Genomic DNA, 21,319 nt, shown 5'->3' on the forward strand with positions numbered 1-21,319 from the left:
GTTAACTTGGGAAAATGTATATGAACGATATTAATGAACCCAACGAAACCCGGCGTCGGTTTTTGATAGGCGCCACTTCGTTTGTGGCTGGGGCTGGATTGGTTGGTATTGCCATTCCCTTTGTGCAGTCGTGGAACCCTAGCTCTAAAGCCAGAGCTGTGGGTGCGTCAGTGAGGGTGGGTGTCAGCAAAATCGAGCCGGGGCAAATGATTACGGTTGCGTGGCAGGGCAAGCCGGTCTGGGTGTTGCGGCGAACCCGCCAAAATCTCAAGAACCTGGATCTCGAAAGTCACCGTGAAGAATTGCGGGACCCGGATTCGGAAGTTAATCAACAACCTGATTACGCCAAGAATACTTATCGCAGTATCAAAAAGGAGGTTTTTGTGGCAGTGGGTATCTGTACCCATTTGGGTTGCGTGCCTAACTATGAGCCGGATGGACGAGCAGAAGTTAAGCATGCACTCTTTTTTTGCCCCTGTCACGGTTCAAAGTTTGATCTCGCAGGGCGGGTATTTAAGGGCGTCCCTGCACCGACGAACTTGATTATTCCTCCCCAAATTATCTAGACAATAAAGTGCTTGAAATCGGTGCTGATGGACAAACGAGTTAGCTAGGCCATGGTAAGGTATGGTGCCGGAAAACGAATTCTTCTGAAAATTTAAAAGGTAAATAGATGATAGAAAGATCAGATAATAAACTACCGAATATACCGATTTCCCCTGCCCAATAGGTTTTGGCATCGTGATAGCCTTTGCGATTTACATTGCATACAGCAGTTATTACAACATACTGCAAGGTTGCAGGTTTGGTTCGACATCCTTAGTATTTCAGTTTGTTTATTGCATTATTCGACGGATGTGTTGTCAATTAGTTCACGCTGTTTTCTGTTGTCCTGTTTCGCGTGATTGTGTTCGCTTACGTCATGTTGGAAAAAAGAAAAAAAAGCGCAGGCAGAGTTTGGCCGAGTGTATCTAACGTACCAGCAGCGAGTGCCTATGTTTATTCCTAGGAGAAGCCAGTGGTGGCATTTAATTGAGATTTCCAATCTGGACTCTGATAACTGAGAGAGGTCAATTAGGAATTGCATAACATTATGAACACGAATACATCTGATTGTAGGTGTACGGAGCTGCCACACATGAGTAGCGAGTCCTTCCGACTCTTTATTGAAGGTGATGCACTCTATGCATCGATGCTGAGGTCGATCGACAGGGCACAAGACAGCATACAGTTGGAAAGTTATATTTTTGCCGATGATATAGTGGGGCAAGAGTTTTGTCGGGCGTTGATTGAACGGGCGCGGTCTGGCATTAAAGTGAAAGTTCATATCGATGCCGCGGGTTCCCTGTTCTGGTTCTCGCGCAAGATGCAAAATCACATGCGCGATAATGGTGTGGAACTGCGCTGGTTCCACCGTTGGAGCTGGCGCAGACCATGGCGCTATAACCACCGCAATCATCGTAAATTGCTGATAGTTGATAACCGTATCGCCTATCTCGGCGGTTTCAATATTCACAAGGAAAATTCCTGCAAACACTATGGTGAGGCCCGTTGGCGTGATACCCATGTGAGCTTTGATGGTTCGCTTGTCAGCGTGGCGGCGCAGTTGTTTGATGCATTTTGGCACGGGAAGCTGCGTTCGCAGCCTCTACAAAAGGCCGAAGGTAGCAAACTTCTGCACAATCAAACGCTAAGCTGTCGCCACCGTCTGCGCTGTGTGTATGGGGAAGCCTTTAGCAAGGCTAAAAAGTATATTTACCTGACGACACCCTATTTTGTTCCCGACAATCATACGCTCAGGCAATTATGCAAGGCGGCAGAGCGGGGTGTGGATGTCCGGCTATTGGTCCCCGGCAAAACCGATGTACGCATAGCGCGCTGGGCCGCTCGACATATTTATGCATCGCTACTTGAATCTGGTGTAAAGATATACGAATACCTGCCCCGGGTACTGCACGCAAAGACCGTGGTGACCGACGATCATTGGTCGATGGTGGGTACGTCCAATCTGGACTATCGAAGTTTATTCACAAACTACGAACTGAACCTTGCAACCATCGACCAACAACTGGCGAGAAAGCTCAAGCAGCAGTTCATTGAGGATTTATCATTGTCGGAATGTATATCACTTAACGACTGGAAAAAGCGTGATGGTGTAACGAGGTGGCAGGGACGTGTGGCTATGATACTTAAACGTTGGTTGTGAAATTCTTGTATTTAATAAAGAAGCTGGTGAAGTTTGTCTGTTGCTGCCAACGTCTTGGCTGACGGCTTGTTGATGCCAAAATCAACCGACGTAAAGAAAATTTTGAATTGCCGATGTATGGTCTGCCATGGTTGCTATGAGCTCCATGTCAACTGAAACTCAGCTCCTACGATGGACTTTTGCGCGGTGCAACGTCTCAACTGTTTATAACCCATCAAGGCATCACCACAAGGCTTTTTGTAGATAATCAATCCGTCACCGACAGGCGAAGGCTGGGGTTTCATGAGGTGATAACGTCAGGGATGTCGGCAACAGGTGGCACGCAGCACAATGGTGATGTCCTATTCAGACTCATTAACGTAACATCACAGAATACTTTTCAAGTGGGTCGGATATTACCTGAAAATTTCCCACTGGATATCAACCGCAGATTATCCTGTTCGACTAAAAGTGAGATTGATGATTACCTCTTAATTGATCCAAAATCCGCCATGCCCTATGGTATGGCGCCTTTACCTCCGCAAGTACAGGCGGTATTGAAGAGTTTGATTAAGCTGGGCTATCACAATTTCAAAAAAGCCGATGCCTTTACCCTCTGACGTCACTGAAAAACATCGCGAATGGGAGTCGTTTTTTAATCAAGACTCGGTTCGCCATAAGCTTGTTGTACGCTATTTGAGGTACGGCCACGATTCGTTACAAATCGACCAAAAATATACTTAACCTCATGAATTATAAGTAATCTTTCAAAAATCTTGGTTGCATATTTTGATCTGCACACAGTTATCAGATATGTCTATCGGAAGCTTTCACTTCTAACACCTATACCGTATCTCCTTGTAATTACCAAGGGTGTATTCAATATCATGCAAACTCGACTCACCCACTACTACGGAACTTGGCTCTTTGTGATATCCAGTTTGTAATTCAGAGTTTTACTTTTTTTGCTTAAATCTAGATGGTAATCACCGAAGCGATTAATATGCTCGGTTCGATACGGTGAAAGAAAATTCAGCACCTCTTCTGAAACTGGGATTTGACGGTGCTTCAATTGCGATAGAACTTCTGACATGGATTGAACGTTATGCAAAATAACCAGATTAGCTACAAGTTGATTGTACTTAATGACCTTACGCTGTTCGTGCCGGACATTCTCAGCAATAATGCCGTCACCGCCAAAAAACAACCACTTGGTGAAGTTATTGAACTCTTCACTTTTGTTGGTGGCTGCATGAATGGTACGCCTGAGCTCCACATCACCGATGTACTTCAGTAAGAATGCTGTTCGGATCACTCGTCCTAACTCCCGAAACGCAAAATACAGTCGATTCTTCCGACTGTAAGTGCCTAAGCGTTTGAGTATGGTCGATGGCGCTATTTTGCCGGCTTGGATAGACAGCGCCACACGCAACATATCAGGCAGATGTCGCTCTATTAGTGACCAGTTAATATTACCTCTAAACAATCGGTTAATGTGTTTATATTTAACGCGACCATCCGCTTTATAGAATACCAGCTTCTTGATGTTCCGTATTCGGGGCATCAAATCAATACCGAGTAAGTAAGCTAGGCCAAAGACAGTCGTGCTTTGAGCCTGAGTGTCACCATGAATCACATCAGGTTGAATGTCCGATTCATTTTTAATGAGACCATCAAGAATATAGATAGCCTCGTAGACGCCGCAAGGAATGAAATGACTGAATAACGCGATGTAAGTATCCGAGACATGGTAATAGCCAATACCACCATAGCCGCCGTAACGGATATGATATTCTGACAACAGGTTTTGCTCATATACGTTCCACTTGGTTCCGTCAGCAGAGGCCGATTTGCCTGTACCCCAGTAAGATGGCAACTCAAATTTATTATAAGCATTCACGGTTTTCACAATAGCTTTTTCAAGCTTCTCCTCAGTGACATGCTTTAGATTCAGCCAAGCAACTTGCTTGCGGGTTAAGTTTTTGATGGAGCGTGCCGTTTGAGTTGGGCCAAGATTACAGCCATAACAAAAAAGCGTTGAAATAAAGCGCTTGCGCGGATTATCAAGTTTACTCTCAAAGCCTGATATGGGTTTAAATAGCTTGTGGGCGTCCAGCCATTGCTCTGATTCCACTAGAATATCGACAATGCTCTTTTCCTCAAGAGAGTCTCGTAAGGCTTCATCCAGCTGCTTGAGCTGTTTGGGCTCTGGAGTATTCTGATGTCTTCTGATCACAAGCTGATCGTTATTGAAGTCTAGAAACTCATTGGATTGAAATTGCTCGTCCACCTGAGCTGATAACTCGCTAAGCGTTTCTTTTAGTTCAGTCACAAAGGTTTTGCTATCCTCTGAAAACCCTAGCATATTGGTGTATTCAGGCAGGCCTTGTTCGTACTCATCCCAACTGATTAGTTCTTTACGATAATCTGAATGCTCCTGGCTGTAACGAATGAATAAATCACCTGAACTGAGTTCGTTCTTGATCCGAGACAACACGCATAACTCGAAGTATTTGCGGTTAATCGTTTTCGTGTCTGCGTTGAATATCAGCTTCTTCCATTTATCGTTCATCCAAGGCTGTGCGACAAAGTCATCATAGTGGCCGAGCTCCTGCTTGTGGGTATTTCGATACTCCAAGATGATTTCTAGCGCCCTTAGGATCGAATTATCTTCAGATGATGAGCCTAGCTCTAAAAGCTCCAAACAGTTTAGAAGCTGGGCTCGTTGCGGCTTATACAATTTAAGCATGAAGGGATAATAATTATTTCCGGCATAGGCTAAGTGCTCTTCACACTCTGCCAATAGTACTGATGGCTCTTCGCTCATGGCGTTTCGGATATCTTCCAGTGACGGCTGTATGTCAGCTTCATTATCACCATAAGTTTTTAAGACATTACGAAATTGGTTGATGAGCTTTTCCGTTCGCTGAGTATGCTCCTGGTGGTATTCCATCAGCCGAGTCTCCGCAGACTGGTGCAACTTATTCAGTTTACGCTTAAAGATACCCGCCACATCGTCTAACGATTGACTTAATTTTGACTGGATCAATAGCACCATCAGTGTGTAACGTTTAGCTTGCTTCATTTCTTTTAAGTGAAAAGCATCCAGTGAACGAGCTTCTAAAGTGTAATGGTGTTTTTTCGTTAACGGTAAGAATTCCATATTTGGCAATCGTTCGACCAAGTCTTGTAGCCATTTCAAATGTTGAAGGTAGCTTTTGACTTCTTTATTTGTAGGCTTTTTGACCTCCCGTTTAATCGAGTCCCAGCGCGTTTTTCTTCCAGAGCTATTGAGCATTTTATCCAACTCAATTGTCATCTCATGATTCAGCTTTTTATGTGTTTGCTTGAAATAGGTATCGTTGACCTGCTTTTTAGCTGATTTGGCATGTTTAACCAGAGTTGAGAAGCCTGGTAATTCATAGCGCTGTTTAACCAGCTCCTCGATAACTACATTGATAACATCAGCGAGCTCATGCTTTTTTTCTGATGCTTCGGATGAAAGCTTATGAAGCAATAATGTTGCTGTATTATTATTCTCAATAAGCTTAATGTTTAGATACCGCCTCACTAAAATCTTTAAACGGGTTCGACTCCCACCCCTGTCAAAGCGTGCTAAGTACTTTTTGGGAGTGTCGCCCATTTTCATCAGCTCAGAAATATGAGTAACAATCTTGTTTGGGATGTCAGAAGATTTGAGAAAATACCCTAAGCGCTGAGTTAATTTAATATGAACTAACAGGGCAAGCTGATCTAATTTGCGCCGGCGATGCTGGCGAATATAGGCCATGTCCTCTGGTGTCGGTGTATATACAGACTATAATTCAGACTGACTCATGTTGGGTTTAATGCGCGGGTAAGCGGTTTCATTGATTGTTGTCATAGAGATATAAAATAACGTCCACGGATATCATGGCCAATTAGGTGGCTTGATCATTTGGTTACCTTTTAAAGGTTCAGCTGTTTAGCTCAGTCGCTACACCTTGCACCTTACCTATAGTAATATTTAATGTTGCGCAGTTTAATGAACCCGCCCTAGACATTTCGTGCTCAAGTTCACTCTATATTGAATTAATGCTTAACATTCATATTTCATGAGGCCTGTGGAACATTGTAGTCTTCATTCCAGTTTTATTGTATTGCACTACTTGAGTGGCTCAATAAAGCGTTGCTGAATTCGATTATATGAATCTATGTAGCGTAGAGCCGTTTTGGGATCTTTCCAACCAACGTACTCCATTAAATCTTTGAGACTCCAATCATTACTGTCTGCCCATGAAGCAAATCCTCGGCGTAAAGAATGACTGCTAAAGCTCTCAGGATGCTCAAGCCCTGCATCCCTGGCGCAATCGCGCACGATATTGATGATGGTATTCGGCGTCATATTGTGTTGGTTGAAATGCCCCCAGCGATCGATCCCGATAAACAGTGGGCCCTCGGTTAATTCAGCAGCTGTTATCCAGTCCTGATAGGCGGTGACTGGGCAGAGTTTTTGCAGAGCCGGTACTTTATAGGTCGTACCTTTATTGTTTCTATCGCCTTTGGAGTTTGGCAAATACAATGACATTCCTTTATTGGGGATCACGATTACGTGCTCAATGTAGATGTTGGTGAGTTCATCTGCACGAAAGGCTCGCCAGAACCCGAGCAGCAGAATGGCTTTGTTTCGGATATGCCTTAAGCGCTGCCAGTAATCTTTACTTTCTGTAATCAATGAATCCAACGACTGAATAATGGTGTCGAGCTCTTCTAACTGAAGCGGTCGAGCCTGCTTAGGTTGGTACGGATGCGTTTGACGTATGCCTTTCATCACCTGTTTAACCAGGGGAGCTTTCGTGGGATCGGGAAAACCGTACTCATTGTGCCATTTAGCGAGTACGGCCAAACGATGTGCTAAGGTACTGGACGACAACTTATCGGCATAGTGACTGAGGTACTGCGCAATCGCATCAGGTGTTGCAGGTAACAGGCCGCCCCAGTGACGCTCATAGTGCTCAACGGCGGCACGGTAACTGCGTACCGTGTGTTCTCGAGTGGCGGCGTTGACGTAAAAGCTGACTAAATCAGTATTTTTAGAATCGGGCATGATTGCGTGTTATGTACGGCTTTGCCTCATCATATCGCCCAAAAACGCACATCACAATAGATAATCTACTATTATCTAAAATGAATTTTCGAAAGCTATAGACACGTAGATGACACAGTAATAATATGTATATACATATTATGTATTACATTACAAAATAATCAGAGACTTAAAAAATGGCGCGCACAGGCATCTCTCAATTTGACGTTGAAAAAGCATATAAATCATTGACTTCACAGGGTGTAAATAACCCATCAATTGATGCAATACGAGCTGAGCTGGGTAACACTGGCTCCAAAACCACCATCTCAAAATACCTCAAAGACATTAAAAAGACCCGTACTAACGGTACACTCACCGAGGTCAAAGTCTCCGACGCCATTGGGCACCTGGTAAGCCAGCTTGCTGCCAGGCTCAACGCTGAAGCGAATAAAACCATTGAAGACATGGAGCAAGCCTTTGATAAAGAGCGTAAGTCTTGGAATCAAGAAAAGTCAGGACTTGAGGAGTCGTTAAGCCAAGCCACAGAGCAAAATAAAGCTCTAAGTGATAACATTCACTCACTACAGGCGAAGCTCAATACTGCTAGCCGTGAGAGTGAGCAACTGAACACTGAGTTGCAAGGTATTCAAAGTGACTTGAAAGAACTTACAGCCGTTTGTGGACAAAAAGATGAACGAATTATCGATCTGGAGAAGAGTCTGCAACACAGTTATGACAACTTGAGCCACTTCCGCGAATCCGCTAAAGAACAGCGTGATCAACAAGAGCGCAAGCACGCTGAAGAAGTGTCGGGATTGCGAGCAGAGCAGCGAAAGCTGGGGCAAACCATTGCCTCTCAACAGTCAGAACTCACGCAGTTGAACCGTCAGAACGCTGAGCTAATCACCGAAAAGCGGTTGTTGGCCAAGTCACAGCGCGAACTTCAAAACTCATTAAAAGCGTTAACTGAACAGGTGCAGTCAGCCAGTACTGACAGAGAGGAGCTACTAGCGCAACTTGATGCTATAACCAAAGAAAACAATGAGCTAAACACTTCCGTTGTTCAGCTAGAGCATGAGGTTGAGGAATTGAAATCGCCCGAGAAACTCGCAAAAAAACAGGAAGTAGCCAAGTCTAAAAGCTAGCCTTTAAGCACAAAGCTGTGTAATAGTTGGTTAGTATCCACTTATCTTTTGTGAACTAACTGATAATCTGCTAGTCTACTGCCCTGCATTTATGAGAACGAGTAGAGACTCTTTTTTACCGTGAACCGTCAACTTTTAACTTTCGCTCTAGCCATATTGATTGCCCTGCAATCGGTAGTTGCTGTGGCGGACGTTCATCAGTTTCATCAATCCGGTTCTGAGCATCTTACTTTTGATCACGAGCATCAAAAAGCTCACTCTTCTCCAATACCAGATGATGACAAGCGTTGGTTAGAATCAGAAAAGAGCAAAAGCTACCAGCTTGATTGCCACCATTGTTGTCACTGTCATGGCTCATCACACCCTTTCTTTCTGGGTCGCCAAGATATCTCTGCTTCTCTTTATCAAAAGGGTGCTATTTTAGGCAACCCTTCCCATTACCGTTCCCATATAGCCTTCCCTGATAATCCCCCTCCGATCAGTTAAATACAGTACAAATAAACTTTTATTCTGAGGTATAGCGTTGTGCAAATGCCAACCCAGCTGTACCTGATGTACTTTGATTTTAATTGTGAGGAAATTTCATGAAGAAACTATCCGTTTCTTATGCGATGTGTGCCGTTATTTATTTGCTGTCGGCTTCGGCGCAAGCGCAACCCGTTGATTGGGAGCGCTGGCTGGCATCACAGATAAAGCAGCACCCAGACATCATCGCGGCCCGCGAGCAACTGCAAGGCTCGGAAGCTACTGCGGACGCAGCGGAACAGCCACTTTACAACCCGGAGTTATCTTCTGAGCTGGAACAGGTTGGTGAAGAAAATAACTACCGTGTAGGTGTTTCTCAAACGGTTGACTGGTGGGATAGACGAGGTGCTAAACAGCAGCAGGCGGCTTTTATCCGACAAGCAGCCAAAGCCCAGTATCAGCAACAGGTTATGAGTAAGACTGCTGAGGCTCTATCAGCATTGGTTGAGTGGCGTGCCAGTAATCAAGCCGCCATTATTGCTCAGGCACAAAAAGAGCAGCTTAATGCATTATTGCAAGTGGCTGAAAAGCGCCAAAAAGCAGGGGATATAGGCACTATTGATGCTGAGCTCACCTTTCTATCTTTATCAAAACAGCTGGCACAGGTCGCTGAGCTTGAAGTCGCTTTGCAAAAAGCCGAAAGCAGAGTGCGCGAACTTTTGCCACAGTGGACTCCTGAAAAAGGAGGCATTCCCGAAGATTTCTGGCCTTCGGAGCCAGTGTCCATTACTGACCAGGAGTTGTTACAACATCCCTATGTTGCCAGCGCTCAGGCTCGCTGGAAGTCCATCAAGGAAGAGGCCGAAGCAACCCGCCGCGCAGCCAAAGCAGAGCCGACCTTTGGAGTCAATGCTGGTCGCGACGGTGGAGAAAATACTGTCGGCCTGACCTTCTCGATTCCTTTGAATGTACGTAATGACTACAGTGCCGAAACTCGTGTGGCTAATCGTGCAGCACTAGAAGCAGAGGCCCGATTCTTGGCCGTTTATCGCAATCTACGGTTTGACTGGCAGGCTGCACAAGCTGCCTGGAAACGTTATGACGAGCAATACCGACGCTGGCTCGAGCTGGCTCGTGGCAGAGTTGAAAATAGTGCTGACTTGTTGGAACGCCAGTGGCGAAGCGGTGATCTATCAACAACTGACTACCTGCTCGCTCTCAACCAGCGTTCGGAGAGCCTGCTGGCAGGAATCTCACTCGAAAAGCACACACAACTTGCGTTAACCGAAGTGTTGCTGCACTCCGGCCAGCTCAGAGCTGTTGCACCAACTGCGACTAAGCCACTGAATTAAAGATAGGATAATGAACATGAATAGATTATTGATAGCGATGCTAAGCGCCGCAATGACTGCACCAAGCATAGGGCTTGCAGAAACGATGAGTGGTGAGGCGCACGAACATGATAAGAGCAAGCCTGCTCAAGAGGTTATTGAGCATAAGGATGATGCGTCTCACAAGGAGCACCCATCAAATGCCACGGATGAACATGAGCGTCATGGTGATACAAAACATGGGTCTAGCGATAGTTCCCACAATGAAAGTCATGATGATGCGGGACACAGCGAAAGTAATACTGAAGAAGATGGACATGGGCATCAAGAAGAAGCTTCTGCCACTACGGCACTAAATGCTACTCAAATGACGATTGCTGATATCCAGGTTGCTCCTCTCACTGCCGAGCGCGTTGATTATGAGTTCTACGCACCAGGGGAAGTTCTTTCTAATGGATACACTAGCTACATAGTGTCACCGCGAGTAGCTTCCGTTGTATTACGTCGTCACGTAGCATTGGGCGCTCATGTCGAACAAGGTCAGCCACTGGTAACCCTGTTCAGTGAGGATGTGGCGCAGGCCCAGGCAGACTATCGCACCGCTTGGCCTGAATGGGAAAGAGTCCGCAAGCTCGGTCGCAAAACCGTTGGAGAGCAGCGTTATATCCAGGCCAAAACCAGCTGGGAGGCTGCTCGGGCAACGTTGCAGGCCTATGGGTTAGCTGAGTCAGATTTGCAGTCTCTGGCATCGCAAGATATTAAGGCATTGGGCGAATATACCCTACGTGCCGAAACCGATGGTTCTGTGTTATCTGACGACTTCGAGCAGGGGCAGCGCGTCGAAGCTGGTTCTCCTCTGATCAAGCTGGCCAATGAGAAGCAGCTCTGGGTCGAAGCACACCTTCCAGCAGATCAGTCTATATCACTTCCTCTCGGTACATTGGCTGACATTGTGGCTGGTGATATCCGAATTCAAGGCAAGGTATCCCAAGAAGCACATACCATAAACCCCGTTACACGAACCCGAACAGTGCGCTTATTGGTGGACAACCTGGAGCATAGGCTGCATCCGGGACAGTTTGCAGAGGTCTTCTTCCGTTTTCGTACAGAAGAGCCGGTATTGGCTGTGCCAGAGTCAGCACTGATGCGAAATCCCGATGGAGACTGGGCAATTTTTGTAGAAGAGAGTCCAGGGCAGTTTCGCTCTCAAGAAGTTGAACTAAAGCGAGCACTAGGTTCGTTGCGTGAAATTAACGGCATTGTTCCCGGAACACGTATTGTTACCGACGGTGCCTTTTTTGTTGCTTCACAAATCGCCAAAGGCGGTTTTGATCCGCATAACCACTAAGCATTAAGGAGACTCTATGTTTAATCGAATTGTCGATTGGGCGGTCACTAACCGTTTGCTGGTGGCGATTGCGCTCATTACACTAACGGTCAGCGCCTTTTTTATTATTCCAAGGCTGAATCTTGATGCATTTCCGGATGTTACCAACGTTCAGGTCTCGGTCAATACTGAAGCTCCTGGCTTGGCTGCTGAGGAAGTCGAGCAGCTGATAACCTATCCGATTGAAGCTGTCATGTACGCTCTGCCTGATGTAGAAGAAGTAAGGTCTATTTCAAAGACTGGCTTGTCTGGCGTTACTGTTGTGTTTAAGGAAGGCACTGATATTTACTTTGCCCGGCAACTGGTATTCGAGCGACTTCAGGCTGCCAAAGAGCTGATTCCAGAGGGCGTTGGTACACCCGAAATGGGGCCAAACACTTCTGGGCTGGGGCAAGTCTATCAGTATTTACTGGTTGCCGAACCCGGTTCGGGTTTCGATGCCATGGAGCTACGCAGCTTAAATGACTGGGTGGTCAAGTTGTTGCTTATCCCGGCCGAAGGCGTGACTGATGTGCTGTCTTTCGGCGGTGAGGTGCGTCAGTATCAGGTCGATCTGAATCCGTCAAAGCTGTTATCTTACGATCTGACCCAGGACGATATCATGGCGGCTCTGGAGCGTAACAACACCAATGTTGGCGGCTGGTATATGAACCGTGGTCAGGAGCAATTGGTGATCCGAGGTACCGGCTGGCTCGATCATGGCAAGCAAGGGCTGGAGCAGATCCGTCAAGTTCCCCTGAAAACGGTGGATGGCACCACTATCACCGTATCGGATGTAGCCAAAGTGAATCTGGGTAGCGAAATCCGCCAGGGCGCAGTGACCATGACACGCCGAACTTCGGATGGGAAAGTTGAGACACTAGGCGAAGTCGTCTCAGGCATTGTATTAAAACGTTTAGGCGCCAATACCAAAAGCACCATTGATGGGGTTAATGCCCGTATCGAGCGTATTAATCAGGCGTTACCGGAAGGAGTTAAGTTCGAGGCTTACTATGATCAGGCCGATCTGGTGACGCAAGCGGTTGATACCGTTGTCAATGCTCTGTTACTGGCGTTTGTCTTCATTGTGGTCATTTTGGCGCTGTTCCTAATGAATTTGCGTGCTACCTTACTGGTACTGATCTCAATTCCAATTTCCATCGGTATTGCTTTGATGGTGATGGCGTGGTTTGGTCTTTCGGCAAACTTAATGTCTCTAGGCGGTATTGCCGTGGCCATTGGCATGCTCGTGGATGGCTCTGTAGTGATGGTCGAAAACATGTTCAAACATTTGACCCATCCCGATGCCACCCATGACAAAGATAGACAGACAATGGTTCAGGATGATCCAGATCCTGTTGATGCAGCTCATGATAGCCATGGGATTGCTTTACGCTTGCAAGAAGCTGGCAGAGAGGTAGCAAGACCTATATTTTTTGCGACAGCAATTATTTTAGTTGTCTTCATGCCGCTATTCAGTTTCGAAGGGGTCGAAGCCAAACTGTTCCAGCCGATGGCTATCAGTATCATGCTGTCTATGCTGTCCGCGCTGGTTGTAGCTTTAATCATAGTCCCAGCATTAGCCACCTACCTGTTTCGCAAAGGGATACGCCCGCGGGAGAGTTTCGTCTTGAAACCACTTGATAAACTCTACCGCAAGGGTTTGTCGTGGGCTATGAGCCACAGTAAGGTCGTCGTTGGTATTGCTGTAACGCTCGTGGTTGCGGCAGCTTTAGTAATACCGCGTCTGGGTACCGAGTTTGTGCCTGAACTCGAAGAAGGAACGGTCAACCTCCGGGTAACTCTCGCTCCGTCCTCCAGCCTGGATACTGCGCTTGAAGTCGCTCCAAAACTCGAAGCAATGCTGATGGAATTCCCGGAAGTCACCTATGCGTTATCACGCATTGGACGTGCCGAAATTGGCGGTGATCCAGAGCCAGTGAATAACATTGAGATCTATATTGGTCTTAAGCCAGTGCCAGAATGGACCAGCGCCGATAATCGTTATGAACTTCAATCCCTGATGGAGCAAAAGCTGGAACAACATCCCGGATTGCTGTTCAATTTTTCACAACCAATTGCCACCCGTGTGGATGAGCTGTTATCGGGGGTTAAAGCGCAACTAGCGATAAAACTCTTTGGTAAAGATCTTGATGTGCTGGCTGAAAAAGGGCAGGCAATTGAGGCAGTGGTCAAAAAGATCGACGGTACGCGCGATGTTGCCATGGAGCAAATTGTCGGTGAAGCTCAATTGGTCGTAAAGCCCAATCGCCGCGCATTGTCTCGTTATGGACTTGACGTAGCGGATGTCATGGAAGTGGTTCGAAATGGGCTTGGCGGTGCCAGCGCTGGACAAATCATCAATGGTAACGAACGTTATGATATCTATGTTCGGTTGGATGAACGTTTTCGCCAAGATCGCGAAACTATTGCTGACCTTCGTTTGCAGGAACCTTCAGGAGCCTGGGTTCGCCTTGGTGATGTAGCCTCTGTAAATATTGCTTCCGGCCCGCCGCAGGTTCGCCGCGATGATGTTCAGCGCAGAGTAGTCGTTCAGGCCAATGTGCAAGGGCGTGATATGGGCAGCGTGGTAGCAGATATTCGCGCAGCGATTGCTGAACAAGTTGATTTGCCAACGGGTTACTCCGTGGATATAGGTGGACAATTCGAAAATCAACAGCGAGCACAAAAGCGTCTGTCGCTGGTCGTGCCATTATCGCTGGCGCTTATCGCCTTGTTGCTTTATTTTGCCTTTGCTTCGGTTGGTCAGGCTATGCTGATTCTGGTAAATGTACCTCTAGCCATTATTGGTGGGGTATTCTCACTCTGGCTGTCAGGGCAGTATTTATCAGTGCCCAGCTCGGTCGGATTTATTACCCTGTTTGGCGTCGCGGTACTTAACGGTGTAGTGATGGTTGAAAGTATCAATCAGCGTATCAAGGATGGCCTACCTGTCAGTGAAGCCGCTTTTGATGGTGCCGTATCCAGGCTTAGACCGGTATTGATGACAGCAGTAACATCTGCGTTAGGCCTAATACCGATGTTGCTATCAAATGGCGTTGGAGCAGAGATACAAAAACCGCTTGCCAGTGTTATCGTAGGCGGGCTGATAACAGCCACATTTTTAACATTGTTTGTGTTGCCCGTTTTGTTTGCCTGGTTTTCAAAAGGTAAGTTGAAGGAGAAACACTAACTAGCAATCTGCCGGCTCTATTTTGGAGTCGGCAATACTTTATAATAGCAAGATGGTTTGAACCAACACCCCATTAATGCTGAAAGCTCGCCCATTTTCGTATCGAGGACTCTCCGCCGGGGAGGGGGAAAGCCAATATCAAAAAATGCAAGGTATACCTATGAGCCAGAAATGTAACCGTGACTGCAAAGCAGATGCTACTGATATAACGCAAGATATTGCTAGCAACGACAAGTTATTTGAAGGGGCATATATAAGCGAATACCACGTGCCTAAAATGGATTGTCCATCAGAGGAGGGCATGATCCGGATGGCTCTGGACAGTCTTGAGCCAGGTGTAATCCTTGAATTTGATACGCCACAACGTAAAGTCAGAGTGTTTCATCATCCTGATGTCAGTGACATGGTAGAAAATCGGATAACATCTCTTGGACTTGGCGCGAGATTAGAGTCAACCAGCGCTGTGGACAGCGAGATTATCCATAAGGCAAGGTTAACGGCACAAAATGAAGAAGCAGAGGAAGCTGGCATACTTAAAATGCTGTTAGCTATTAATGCAGTGATGTTTATTACAGAGCTTGTTATCGGCTGGTGGGCACAATCGACCGGATTGATAGCTGATTCATTGGATATGTTTGCCGATGCAGCAGTGTATGGGGTGGCACTATACGCCGTTGGGCATGGCGTCCGAAAAAAACTCCGTGCAGCGCATATATCAGGTTGGTTACAGGTTATTTTAGCTCTGGGTGTATTAACAGAAGTTGTGAGGAGACTGGTTCAAGGGAGTGAGCCTGATTCAAACCTTATGATGGTGTTTGGCTTAATTGCCTTGGTAGCAAATGTCTGGTGCTTAATCTTAATCGCTAAAAAGCGAAATGGCGGCGCTCACATGAGAGCAAGCTGGATTTTTTCTGCTAATGATGTCATCGCTAACGCAGGCGTTATTATTGCCGGAGGATTAGTGGCATGGACGGGCTCACAATATCCAGACTTAATCATTGGGTTTATCATTGGATTAATTGTTTTAGTTGGCGGTTTTCGTATATTGAAGATCAAATCCTAAGGTAGGAATAGAGCTCCACAAGAGGTAATCTTAAATGCATGATCATTCGCACTCACATGGTTCAAATAATCGTATAGGTTGGGCATTTTTTCTGAATGTCACCTTTACCATTATCGAATTTATAGGAGGTATCTTAACCAATAGTACCGCCATCATGGCCGACGCCGTTCATGATCTTGGCGACAGTTTATCCATCGGATTTGCTTGGTTTCTCAGTAAAGTTAGTGAAAAAGGTTCAAATTCAGAGTTCACCTATGGTTACCGCCGGTTATCATTGTTCGGTGCACTTATTAATGGTCTAGTCCTCATTATTGGTTCCGTCTGGGTTCTGACAGAAGCTATCCCTAAACTCCTGCAACCAGAAATGCCTATAGTTGAGGGCATGATCGCCTTAGCCGTGTTTGGGGTGCTAGTTAATGGGTTTGCGGCTTATAAATTAAGTAAAGGCAAAACTCTTAATGAGCGTGTACTCAATTGGCATTTATTGGAAGATGTACTGGGTTGGGTTGCAGTTTTAATCGTTTCCATCGTACTTCTTTTTGTTGACTGGCCCATTCTTGACCCAGCTTTATCAATTCTTTTCACTCTCTATATTTTAATTAATGTTGCTAAAAACCTTTGGCACACTATAAGGTTATTTTTACAGGCAATCCCTGACAAAGAACTGTCAAAATCAGTTTATAAAACCTTAATAGAACTCAAAGAAGTGGATAGTATCCATCACCTGCACTTGTGGTCATTGGATGGAGAGCATCATGTACTTACTGCTCATCTAGCTCTACAAGAGGCACTGTCTACTCAACAGCAACTGGAGTTAAAAAAGTCCATAGCAGAACGATTGAGTAAATTTAATTTAGAGCATACGACCATTGAGCTTGAAATGACTGACGAGCAATGCCGCGATGCTTCTGAAGCTTTGTAATTGGGAGAGTACAGCTATAATTTATATTGTGGCCGCACAGTAACTGGTACCCTTGACTTATGCGTCGATTAATTTATTTCGTTGAATCAAATCTTGTTTGGTTTGTGATTATTGTAGCTGGAGTTGGCCTGATATTGCCCGAATCCGGGAAGTACCTCGACTCCTCAATAGCCCCTTTACTTGTGATTCTGATGTTTGTGATCAGCCTTACATTTGATGCACATGCCGTACGAATAGACTTTCGCAAACCGTCAAGACAGTTTTTGGCAATGGGGCTCGTCTATGGCCCGATTCAATTGCAGGCTTCTTGACTGGTCGCCTTTTTTTGGAAACGGATTGCTTGCTACAGGCCAAACTCTGCTTGGCACACTGCCAACAGATGTATCTTCTCCTCTTTTAGTACTGATGGCTCGTGGAAACGTTGCCTTGGCCGCCGTTTTCAATGCGGTCAATACAGCCTTTTCTCCTTTCGTAGTTCCGCTCCTTTTTCTATGGCTGACAGGGATACAGCTAGAAGTCCCTCTCGTTTCCATCATCCTGGAGTTAGCTCTAGTTGTTTTAGTGCCTACAATTCTCGGTGTAACCTTACGCACCAACTTTCCGATGATTATTTCAAAGCATGATTCGACTTACGCAGGAATTGGGTCAGTCTTCTATCTTGTAATATTACTTGCGGTAGTGGCTTCCAATGCAGAAACCATCATTGGTTATGGATAGTATGCTTTTGTAATTGCTGGAGCAGCTTTAAGTCTAAATCTTTGTGGCTACTTAATTGGAATGGCTTCACGGTTTATAACGACAGACCGACCGGAAGTCATCGCATACCTATTTACTGTAAGCAAAAAAGAATTTAGCATTGCAGCGGCTTTTGTGGCTGCATCAGGGTTGCCATCAGAAATAGTAATACCAGCCACATTTTTTGCAGTAATTCAGATGATCACATCTCCTATTGTGGCCAAATATCTTGCTCGAGGCTTGATTTCGAAAGAGATATGAAGGATTTTTTCATCGAAACATACGACCAATTTAGTAATAAAGAAATCATAGTGCCTGCCATAACCATACAGTACGGTACTAGGCAAAGTAACTTAAAGTATTAGCCGATGATATGAGCGAATTGGAACAAAGCATAGCTAGGTTTCAAGATCATCTTATCCTTAAGCAAACCCATTTTAGATAAGAGATCACCTATAATCTGTAGCGATAAAGTAGTTCAATAAATACGGTTAGCCATTAAACAGGAAGTGTATCAATAGCACATAGTCATCTGCGATTGCATTGACATATTCGATATATTTCATAAAGTTAAGATGCTTTTTGGTCGAATTGTCACGAATCGTGGCCGTACCTCTATTTGTATGAGCATCTGTTTTTGGGGCATTTGGCGATTTCTGATAAAAGTAGGAAGTCGTATTATTTTCGACTAATTCGTTCATCAACACCAATTGGTCTGACTGCCAACGAATAAGGTAAATTGATGTCTAACCTTCTTTTACCCGGTGTGGCGCTGGCTGTGCTGGTGGTTTTATTTCTACCGAGGGTACGCAATGCCTCTCTTTGGCGGGCTACGGTAACACCACTGGCGACAATAATCGGCAGTGGATTTTTGATTTCCGGGCCGCTACTCAGCCATGTTGTGGCGGCGTGGGCTCCGGTTGCGATGCTGGGGATTCTCCTGGTGGCGTTTGCTATCCCGGTAGGTTGATTTCGCAGATCTAAAGTGGCATTAAAGAGACATTTAATGGTGACTCGAACCTGAGTGTTCTCCACGGCCGGTAGACCGAGAGTTGCCTTGTGGGCATCGCGGGAGCGTTATCAGTGAGAGCAATGCCGGAAGTGATGATTCTGGTGCGCTGTATAACAAACTGGAAGGAAAAATACTTCCTTTATTACGAGAACCACAAAGGATGGATCAAGGTGATGAAAGCAAGTATTGGGTATAATGCTTCATTTTTTTATAGTCACCGTATAATGTGGAGGTACGCAAGTGATGCTTACATACGTTAGGGAAAATTAGTTCGAACAATTAATGTAACTTGTCATAACGCCACCTCGTGGGCAAATGGTGATCCTGTCACGCAATTAAACTGTCCTAATTCATATTGATTCATTTCGCTGCTCTGGTTGACGAATTCACCAGGAGCATGGCAGCTATAACCAGAAAGACTCCCAGCCACTGCATTGAGGAAAGCGATTCAGAAAAATAAGTGTAACCTAAATACAGCCCGAATACAGGCGTTAGAAAGCTGTAGACATTGAGCTTGTATAGTGGCGCAGTATCCATCAACCAGAACCACAGAATAAATGGCAGAGCAGTGCCGGGCAATGCCAGCGCCAGTAAGATCCACACGTAATCCCAATTCCAACTCAGGGGCGGCAAGGAAGTGTTAAAAAAGGCCAATAGCGCCAGGGGGATAGCCCCCAGTAAGAGCTGGAATCCCATGGCATATAGCACATCGACACGATTAGCAGACTTCTTCAACAAGATATTGCTGATTGCTAAACCCGCAGCGGCAATAACAACATAGGCGATACCGCTCACTGACTGAACATCTGTGGCGAAAAGACTTTCCGCACTGATGACCACAATTCCTGAAAAACCGAGTAGAGTACCCAGCATTGCCCGCTTCCCTATGCGTTCGTTCAGAATATGCCAGCCCAGAAGGCCGGCAATTAGAGGTTGTGTGTTGGTTAGTACGGTTGCCAGTCCGGGTGTGATTAGGCTGCCCGCATAGAACATGCCCCAGAACCCAATACTCGTTGCGGTTAGACCAATGCCAAGGATATAGAGGTAGACTTTAGTGGACCTTGGGAAAGGTCTACCTAGGATCCAAGCGATGACAATTAAAAAGATACCCGCAATCACTGCCCTAAACAATGCCGTCAACATAATCGGGGCATACGGTAAACTCAGGGAGATAAGCGGGAAACATGTTGCCCATAACACCATGGTGAATACAGCGCCAATAGTAGCAAACACTTTAGGACGCATGGGTTAAGTCGCTATATCCACTGGCTAGCTGCCGAGTCTTTCAAATGACTTGTTACTCTTCTATTAACATGTTTCATTTGTCGAGTAATGAATCTGTTTGTTTAAGGGTCATTTTTAACTGGACAATAGTTTCGTCAACTTCATCCATGTAATCAAATTTGTATTTGCTCATTTTTTCTTTGAGATGCGGGTAGTCATTTGCCATTAAGTTTCTCACAGGCAAGCAATTTTCTCTGCATCATTTCGATTTGTTCTTAAAGACTTTGTAAGCGCTCTTCTTCTTTGATGGTCGTTTCGAAGCGCGCCTGTTGTTCAGTAACTGCGAGGTCATATTTCTCAATGTCCTTTATTGGGTCATGAGCAGAATGGGCGAAAGCCATTCCAGAAAACAGTAGCGAGCCGATCAGAGCAAGTGTGTGAAAGAATGATGATTGAGTCATTATTATAATCCTATTATAAACCAGCAACGATAGCGGTTGATAAAGTGGTTAATAAACGCGTTTAAAAAATATGAAATTTAGTGGTCATGCATTTCAGTCGCGCTGCCCCGAGATGTCAGTATCTGATACTGGTCCTCAGACAGTGTCGGCAACCGCTGCAAAAAGGCCACCATATTCCAGATACGCTCGTCACTGTGGGTTGGTCCCCACGCCGGCATACCCGATGCTTTTATGCCGTGCTTGATAATCCAGAACTGGCGTTGGATAGCTTCTTCTGTCATATTCTCCGATACGTATGCTTTGTTGAGTTGCTGTTGTTCATAAATATCTGTAATTGCTGTTAAATCAGGAGGGGAGGGGTAAAGCCCGATTGTTAAGTCACTTTCTTTTTTGCCTGGCTTTAGATGGCAACCTGCACACATGTCATTATAATCTGCACCACCCGCCAATAATCGATCAGAGGTATTCAAATTGTCAGGAATTTGAATGTTGCTAGCTGCGCGGGCGATGGAACGTTCACGCACAGTTTCTAGCAGCCAGTAAGTCACTTTGTTGTGGGGCACATCAGCCCCGATCGGGTAAACACCGGAGTAGATAAACAGTCCTCCGCCTAGAAGACCAAGTACAGCAGCAATGAGTAGACTCTTGATAAAAGCGGTGAGTGATGGCATGTGAATTTCCTATTTTTAATGGGACCAATGAATGTGCTTGATTTTCCAGAGTTTGCCTTGTTTTTCCAACACGATGGTTTCCATTCCTTCGTTGTCATGTTCTTTGCCTTTATATTTGCCTTTCGTATGGGTGCGCGACTTTGAAATGGCGGTAGTTCCCATTACCTGTACCTGATGTTCCAGAACCTCAATATTCATTTCCTTTAAATACTTCATGTCCGCCTGCATGTGATGCTGGGTATATTCATCGGCGCTACGCTCTACGCGCCCCCCTTCAAATATGGTCACCTGATCTGCAAGCAGGCTACGAGCTAAGCGGCCATCGCCAGTGCGTAGCGCCTTGTGGAATGTCGTAACTACTTTTGCGGCTTCTGTTTCCAAGCCCGACACAGGGCCTTTCTCGGAATCTGTGACACTAACAGAAGAATCGGAGCGCTGGTTACCCGCGTCCATCTTGTGCTCTTTATGGTTGTCGTCC

Annotated in this window: 17 protein-coding genes and 2 pseudogenes; 11 read left to right on the forward strand and 8 right to left on the reverse strand. The window is 45.7% G+C overall.

Annotation, left to right across the window (positions count from 1 at the left end):
- Positions 1–20: 20 nt before the first annotated feature.
- The 3 genes and pseudogenes from petA to CW740_RS06110 all read left to right on the forward strand — a co-directional run bounded on the left by petA (position 21) and on the right by CW740_RS06110 (position 2,805).
- A pseudogene (gene petA, locus CW740_RS06100) lies at positions 21–610 on the forward strand (ubiquinol-cytochrome c reductase iron-sulfur subunit).
- A 528-nt stretch (positions 611–1,138) separates the two neighbouring features.
- Positions 1,139–2,206: a phospholipase D-like domain-containing protein gene (locus CW740_RS06105; RefSeq protein WP_198675043.1), complete on the forward strand. Its 1,068-nt coding sequence runs from the start codon at positions 1,139–1,141 to the stop codon at positions 2,204–2,206.
- Positions 2,207–2,385: 179 nt separating this feature from the next.
- Positions 2,386–2,805, forward strand: coding sequence for a fatty acid cis/trans isomerase (locus tag CW740_RS06110; RefSeq protein WP_157826401.1), 420 nt, complete (start codon positions 2,386–2,388; stop codon positions 2,803–2,805).
- A 290-nt stretch (positions 2,806–3,095) separates the two neighbouring features.
- Here the strand turns inward: CW740_RS06110 and CW740_RS06115 are convergent.
- Positions 3,096–6,068, reverse strand: a pseudogene (locus CW740_RS06115) (Tn3 family transposase).
- Positions 6,069–6,329: 261 nt separating this feature from the next.
- Entirely contained in the window at positions 6,330–7,271 is a 942-nt protein-coding gene (locus CW740_RS06120; RefSeq protein WP_018624882.1) for a site-specific integrase, read from the reverse strand.
- Between the two features lie 176 nt (positions 7,272–7,447).
- Here CW740_RS06120 and CW740_RS06125 point away from each other — a divergent pair, with 176 nt between their 5' ends.
- The 8 genes from CW740_RS06125 (at position 7,448) to CW740_RS12570 (ending at position 17,455) form a co-directional block, all read left to right on the forward strand.
- On the forward strand, positions 7,448–8,398 hold the full coding sequence (locus CW740_RS06125; RefSeq protein ID WP_018624881.1) for a DNA-binding protein: 951 nt from the start codon (positions 7,448–7,450) through the stop codon (positions 8,396–8,398).
- A 120-nt stretch (positions 8,399–8,518) separates the two neighbouring features.
- On the forward strand, positions 8,519–8,884 hold the full coding sequence (locus CW740_RS06130; RefSeq protein ID WP_106646697.1) for a hypothetical protein: 366 nt from the start codon (positions 8,519–8,521) through the stop codon (positions 8,882–8,884).
- Positions 8,885–8,982: 98 nt separating this feature from the next.
- A complete protein-coding gene (locus tag CW740_RS06135; protein WP_018624879.1) occupies positions 8,983–10,215 on the forward strand; it encodes a TolC family protein in 1,233 nt (410 codons plus the stop codon).
- Positions 10,216–10,231: 16 nt separating this feature from the next.
- Positions 10,232–11,542, forward strand: coding sequence for an efflux RND transporter periplasmic adaptor subunit (locus tag CW740_RS06140; protein ID WP_045980006.1), 1,311 nt, complete (start codon positions 10,232–10,234; stop codon positions 11,540–11,542).
- Positions 11,543–11,558: 16 nt separating this feature from the next.
- Positions 11,559–14,753 (forward strand): efflux RND transporter permease subunit, encoded by a 3,195-nt coding sequence (locus CW740_RS06145; RefSeq protein ID WP_106646698.1) that lies wholly within the window; start codon positions 11,559–11,561, stop codon positions 14,751–14,753.
- A gap of 160 nt (positions 14,754–14,913) precedes the next feature.
- Positions 14,914–15,816, forward strand: a complete 903-nt coding sequence (locus tag CW740_RS06150) for a cation transporter (RefSeq protein WP_106646699.1) — start codon at positions 14,914–14,916, stop codon at positions 15,814–15,816.
- A gap of 34 nt (positions 15,817–15,850) precedes the next feature.
- Positions 15,851–16,738: a cation diffusion facilitator family transporter gene (locus tag CW740_RS06155; RefSeq protein ID WP_106646700.1), complete on the forward strand. Its 888-nt coding sequence runs from the start codon at positions 15,851–15,853 to the stop codon at positions 16,736–16,738.
- 282 nt (positions 16,739–17,020) lie between these two features.
- On the forward strand, positions 17,021–17,455 hold the full coding sequence (locus tag CW740_RS12570; RefSeq protein WP_227523796.1) for a bile acid:sodium symporter: 435 nt from the start codon (positions 17,021–17,023) through the stop codon (positions 17,453–17,455).
- A 696-nt stretch (positions 17,456–18,151) separates the two neighbouring features.
- On the opposite strand, the gene CW740_RS12515 is transcribed toward CW740_RS12570, so the two are convergent.
- From CW740_RS12515 to CW740_RS12660, 6 genes are all read right to left on the reverse strand, one after another.
- Positions 18,152–18,508 (reverse strand): hypothetical protein, encoded by a 357-nt coding sequence (locus CW740_RS12515; RefSeq protein ID WP_198555394.1) that lies wholly within the window; start codon positions 18,506–18,508, stop codon positions 18,152–18,154.
- Between the two features lie 337 nt (positions 18,509–18,845).
- Complete coding sequence (locus CW740_RS06175) at positions 18,846–19,730, reverse strand: DMT family transporter (protein ID WP_106646703.1); 885 nt, start codon at positions 19,728–19,730, stop codon at positions 18,846–18,848.
- Between the two features lie 73 nt (positions 19,731–19,803).
- Entirely contained in the window at positions 19,804–19,935 is a 132-nt protein-coding gene (locus tag CW740_RS12620; protein ID WP_264755012.1) for a hypothetical protein, read from the reverse strand.
- Between the two features lie 49 nt (positions 19,936–19,984).
- Entirely contained in the window at positions 19,985–20,170 is a 186-nt protein-coding gene (locus CW740_RS06180) for a hypothetical protein (RefSeq protein ID WP_106646704.1), read from the reverse strand.
- Positions 20,171–20,247: 77 nt separating this feature from the next.
- Positions 20,248–20,841 (reverse strand): c-type cytochrome, encoded by a 594-nt coding sequence (locus CW740_RS06185; protein WP_106646705.1) that lies wholly within the window; start codon positions 20,839–20,841, stop codon positions 20,248–20,250.
- A 15-nt stretch (positions 20,842–20,856) separates the two neighbouring features.
- Positions 20,857–21,294: a YybH family protein gene (locus tag CW740_RS12660; RefSeq protein WP_106648061.1), complete on the reverse strand. Its 438-nt coding sequence runs from the start codon at positions 21,292–21,294 to the stop codon at positions 20,857–20,859.
- Positions 21,295–21,319: the final 25 nt, after the last annotated feature.

It is taken from the genome of Kangiella profundi, assembly GCF_002838765.1.
Taxonomy (GTDB): Bacteria; Pseudomonadota; Gammaproteobacteria; order Enterobacterales; family Kangiellaceae; genus Kangiella; species Kangiella profundi.

What these genes read in the sequence shown, in the direction of transcription:
- CW740_RS06105 (WP_198675043.1), top strand. Translation starts at nt 1,139, where the DNA reads ATGAGTAGCGAGTCCTTCCGACTCTTTATTGAAGGTGATGCACTCTAT.
- CW740_RS06120 (WP_018624882.1), bottom strand. Translation starts at nt 7,271, where the DNA reads ATGCCCGATTCTAAAAATACTGATTTAGTCAGCTTTTACGTCAACGCC.
- CW740_RS06125 (WP_018624881.1), top strand. Translation starts at nt 7,448, where the DNA reads ATGGCGCGCACAGGCATCTCTCAATTTGACGTTGAAAAAGCATATAAA.
- CW740_RS06135 (WP_018624879.1), top strand. Translation starts at nt 8,983, where the DNA reads ATGAAGAAACTATCCGTTTCTTATGCGATGTGTGCCGTTATTTATTTG.
- CW740_RS06140 (WP_045980006.1), top strand. Translation starts at nt 10,232, where the DNA reads ATGAATAGATTATTGATAGCGATGCTAAGCGCCGCAATGACTGCACCA.
- CW740_RS06145 (WP_106646698.1), top strand. Translation starts at nt 11,559, where the DNA reads ATGTTTAATCGAATTGTCGATTGGGCGGTCACTAACCGTTTGCTGGTG.
- CW740_RS06150 (WP_106646699.1), top strand. Translation starts at nt 14,914, where the DNA reads ATGAGCCAGAAATGTAACCGTGACTGCAAAGCAGATGCTACTGATATA.
- CW740_RS06155 (WP_106646700.1), top strand. Translation starts at nt 15,851, where the DNA reads ATGCATGATCATTCGCACTCACATGGTTCAAATAATCGTATAGGTTGG.
- CW740_RS12570 (WP_227523796.1), top strand. Translation starts at nt 17,021, where the DNA reads ATGGCCCGATTCAATTGCAGGCTTCTTGACTGGTCGCCTTTTTTTGGA.
- CW740_RS06175 (WP_106646703.1), bottom strand. Translation starts at nt 19,730, where the DNA reads ATGCGTCCTAAAGTGTTTGCTACTATTGGCGCTGTATTCACCATGGTG.
- CW740_RS12620 (WP_264755012.1), bottom strand. Translation starts at nt 19,935, where the DNA reads ATGGCAAATGACTACCCGCATCTCAAAGAAAAAATGAGCAAATACAAA.
- CW740_RS06180 (WP_106646704.1), bottom strand. Translation starts at nt 20,170, where the DNA reads ATGACTCAATCATCATTCTTTCACACACTTGCTCTGATCGGCTCGCTA.
- CW740_RS06185 (WP_106646705.1), bottom strand. Translation starts at nt 20,841, where the DNA reads ATGCCATCACTCACCGCTTTTATCAAGAGTCTACTCATTGCTGCTGTA.
- CW740_RS12660 (WP_106648061.1), bottom strand. Translation starts at nt 21,294, where the DNA reads ATGGACGCGGGTAACCAGCGCTCCGATTCTTCTGTTAGTGTCACAGAT.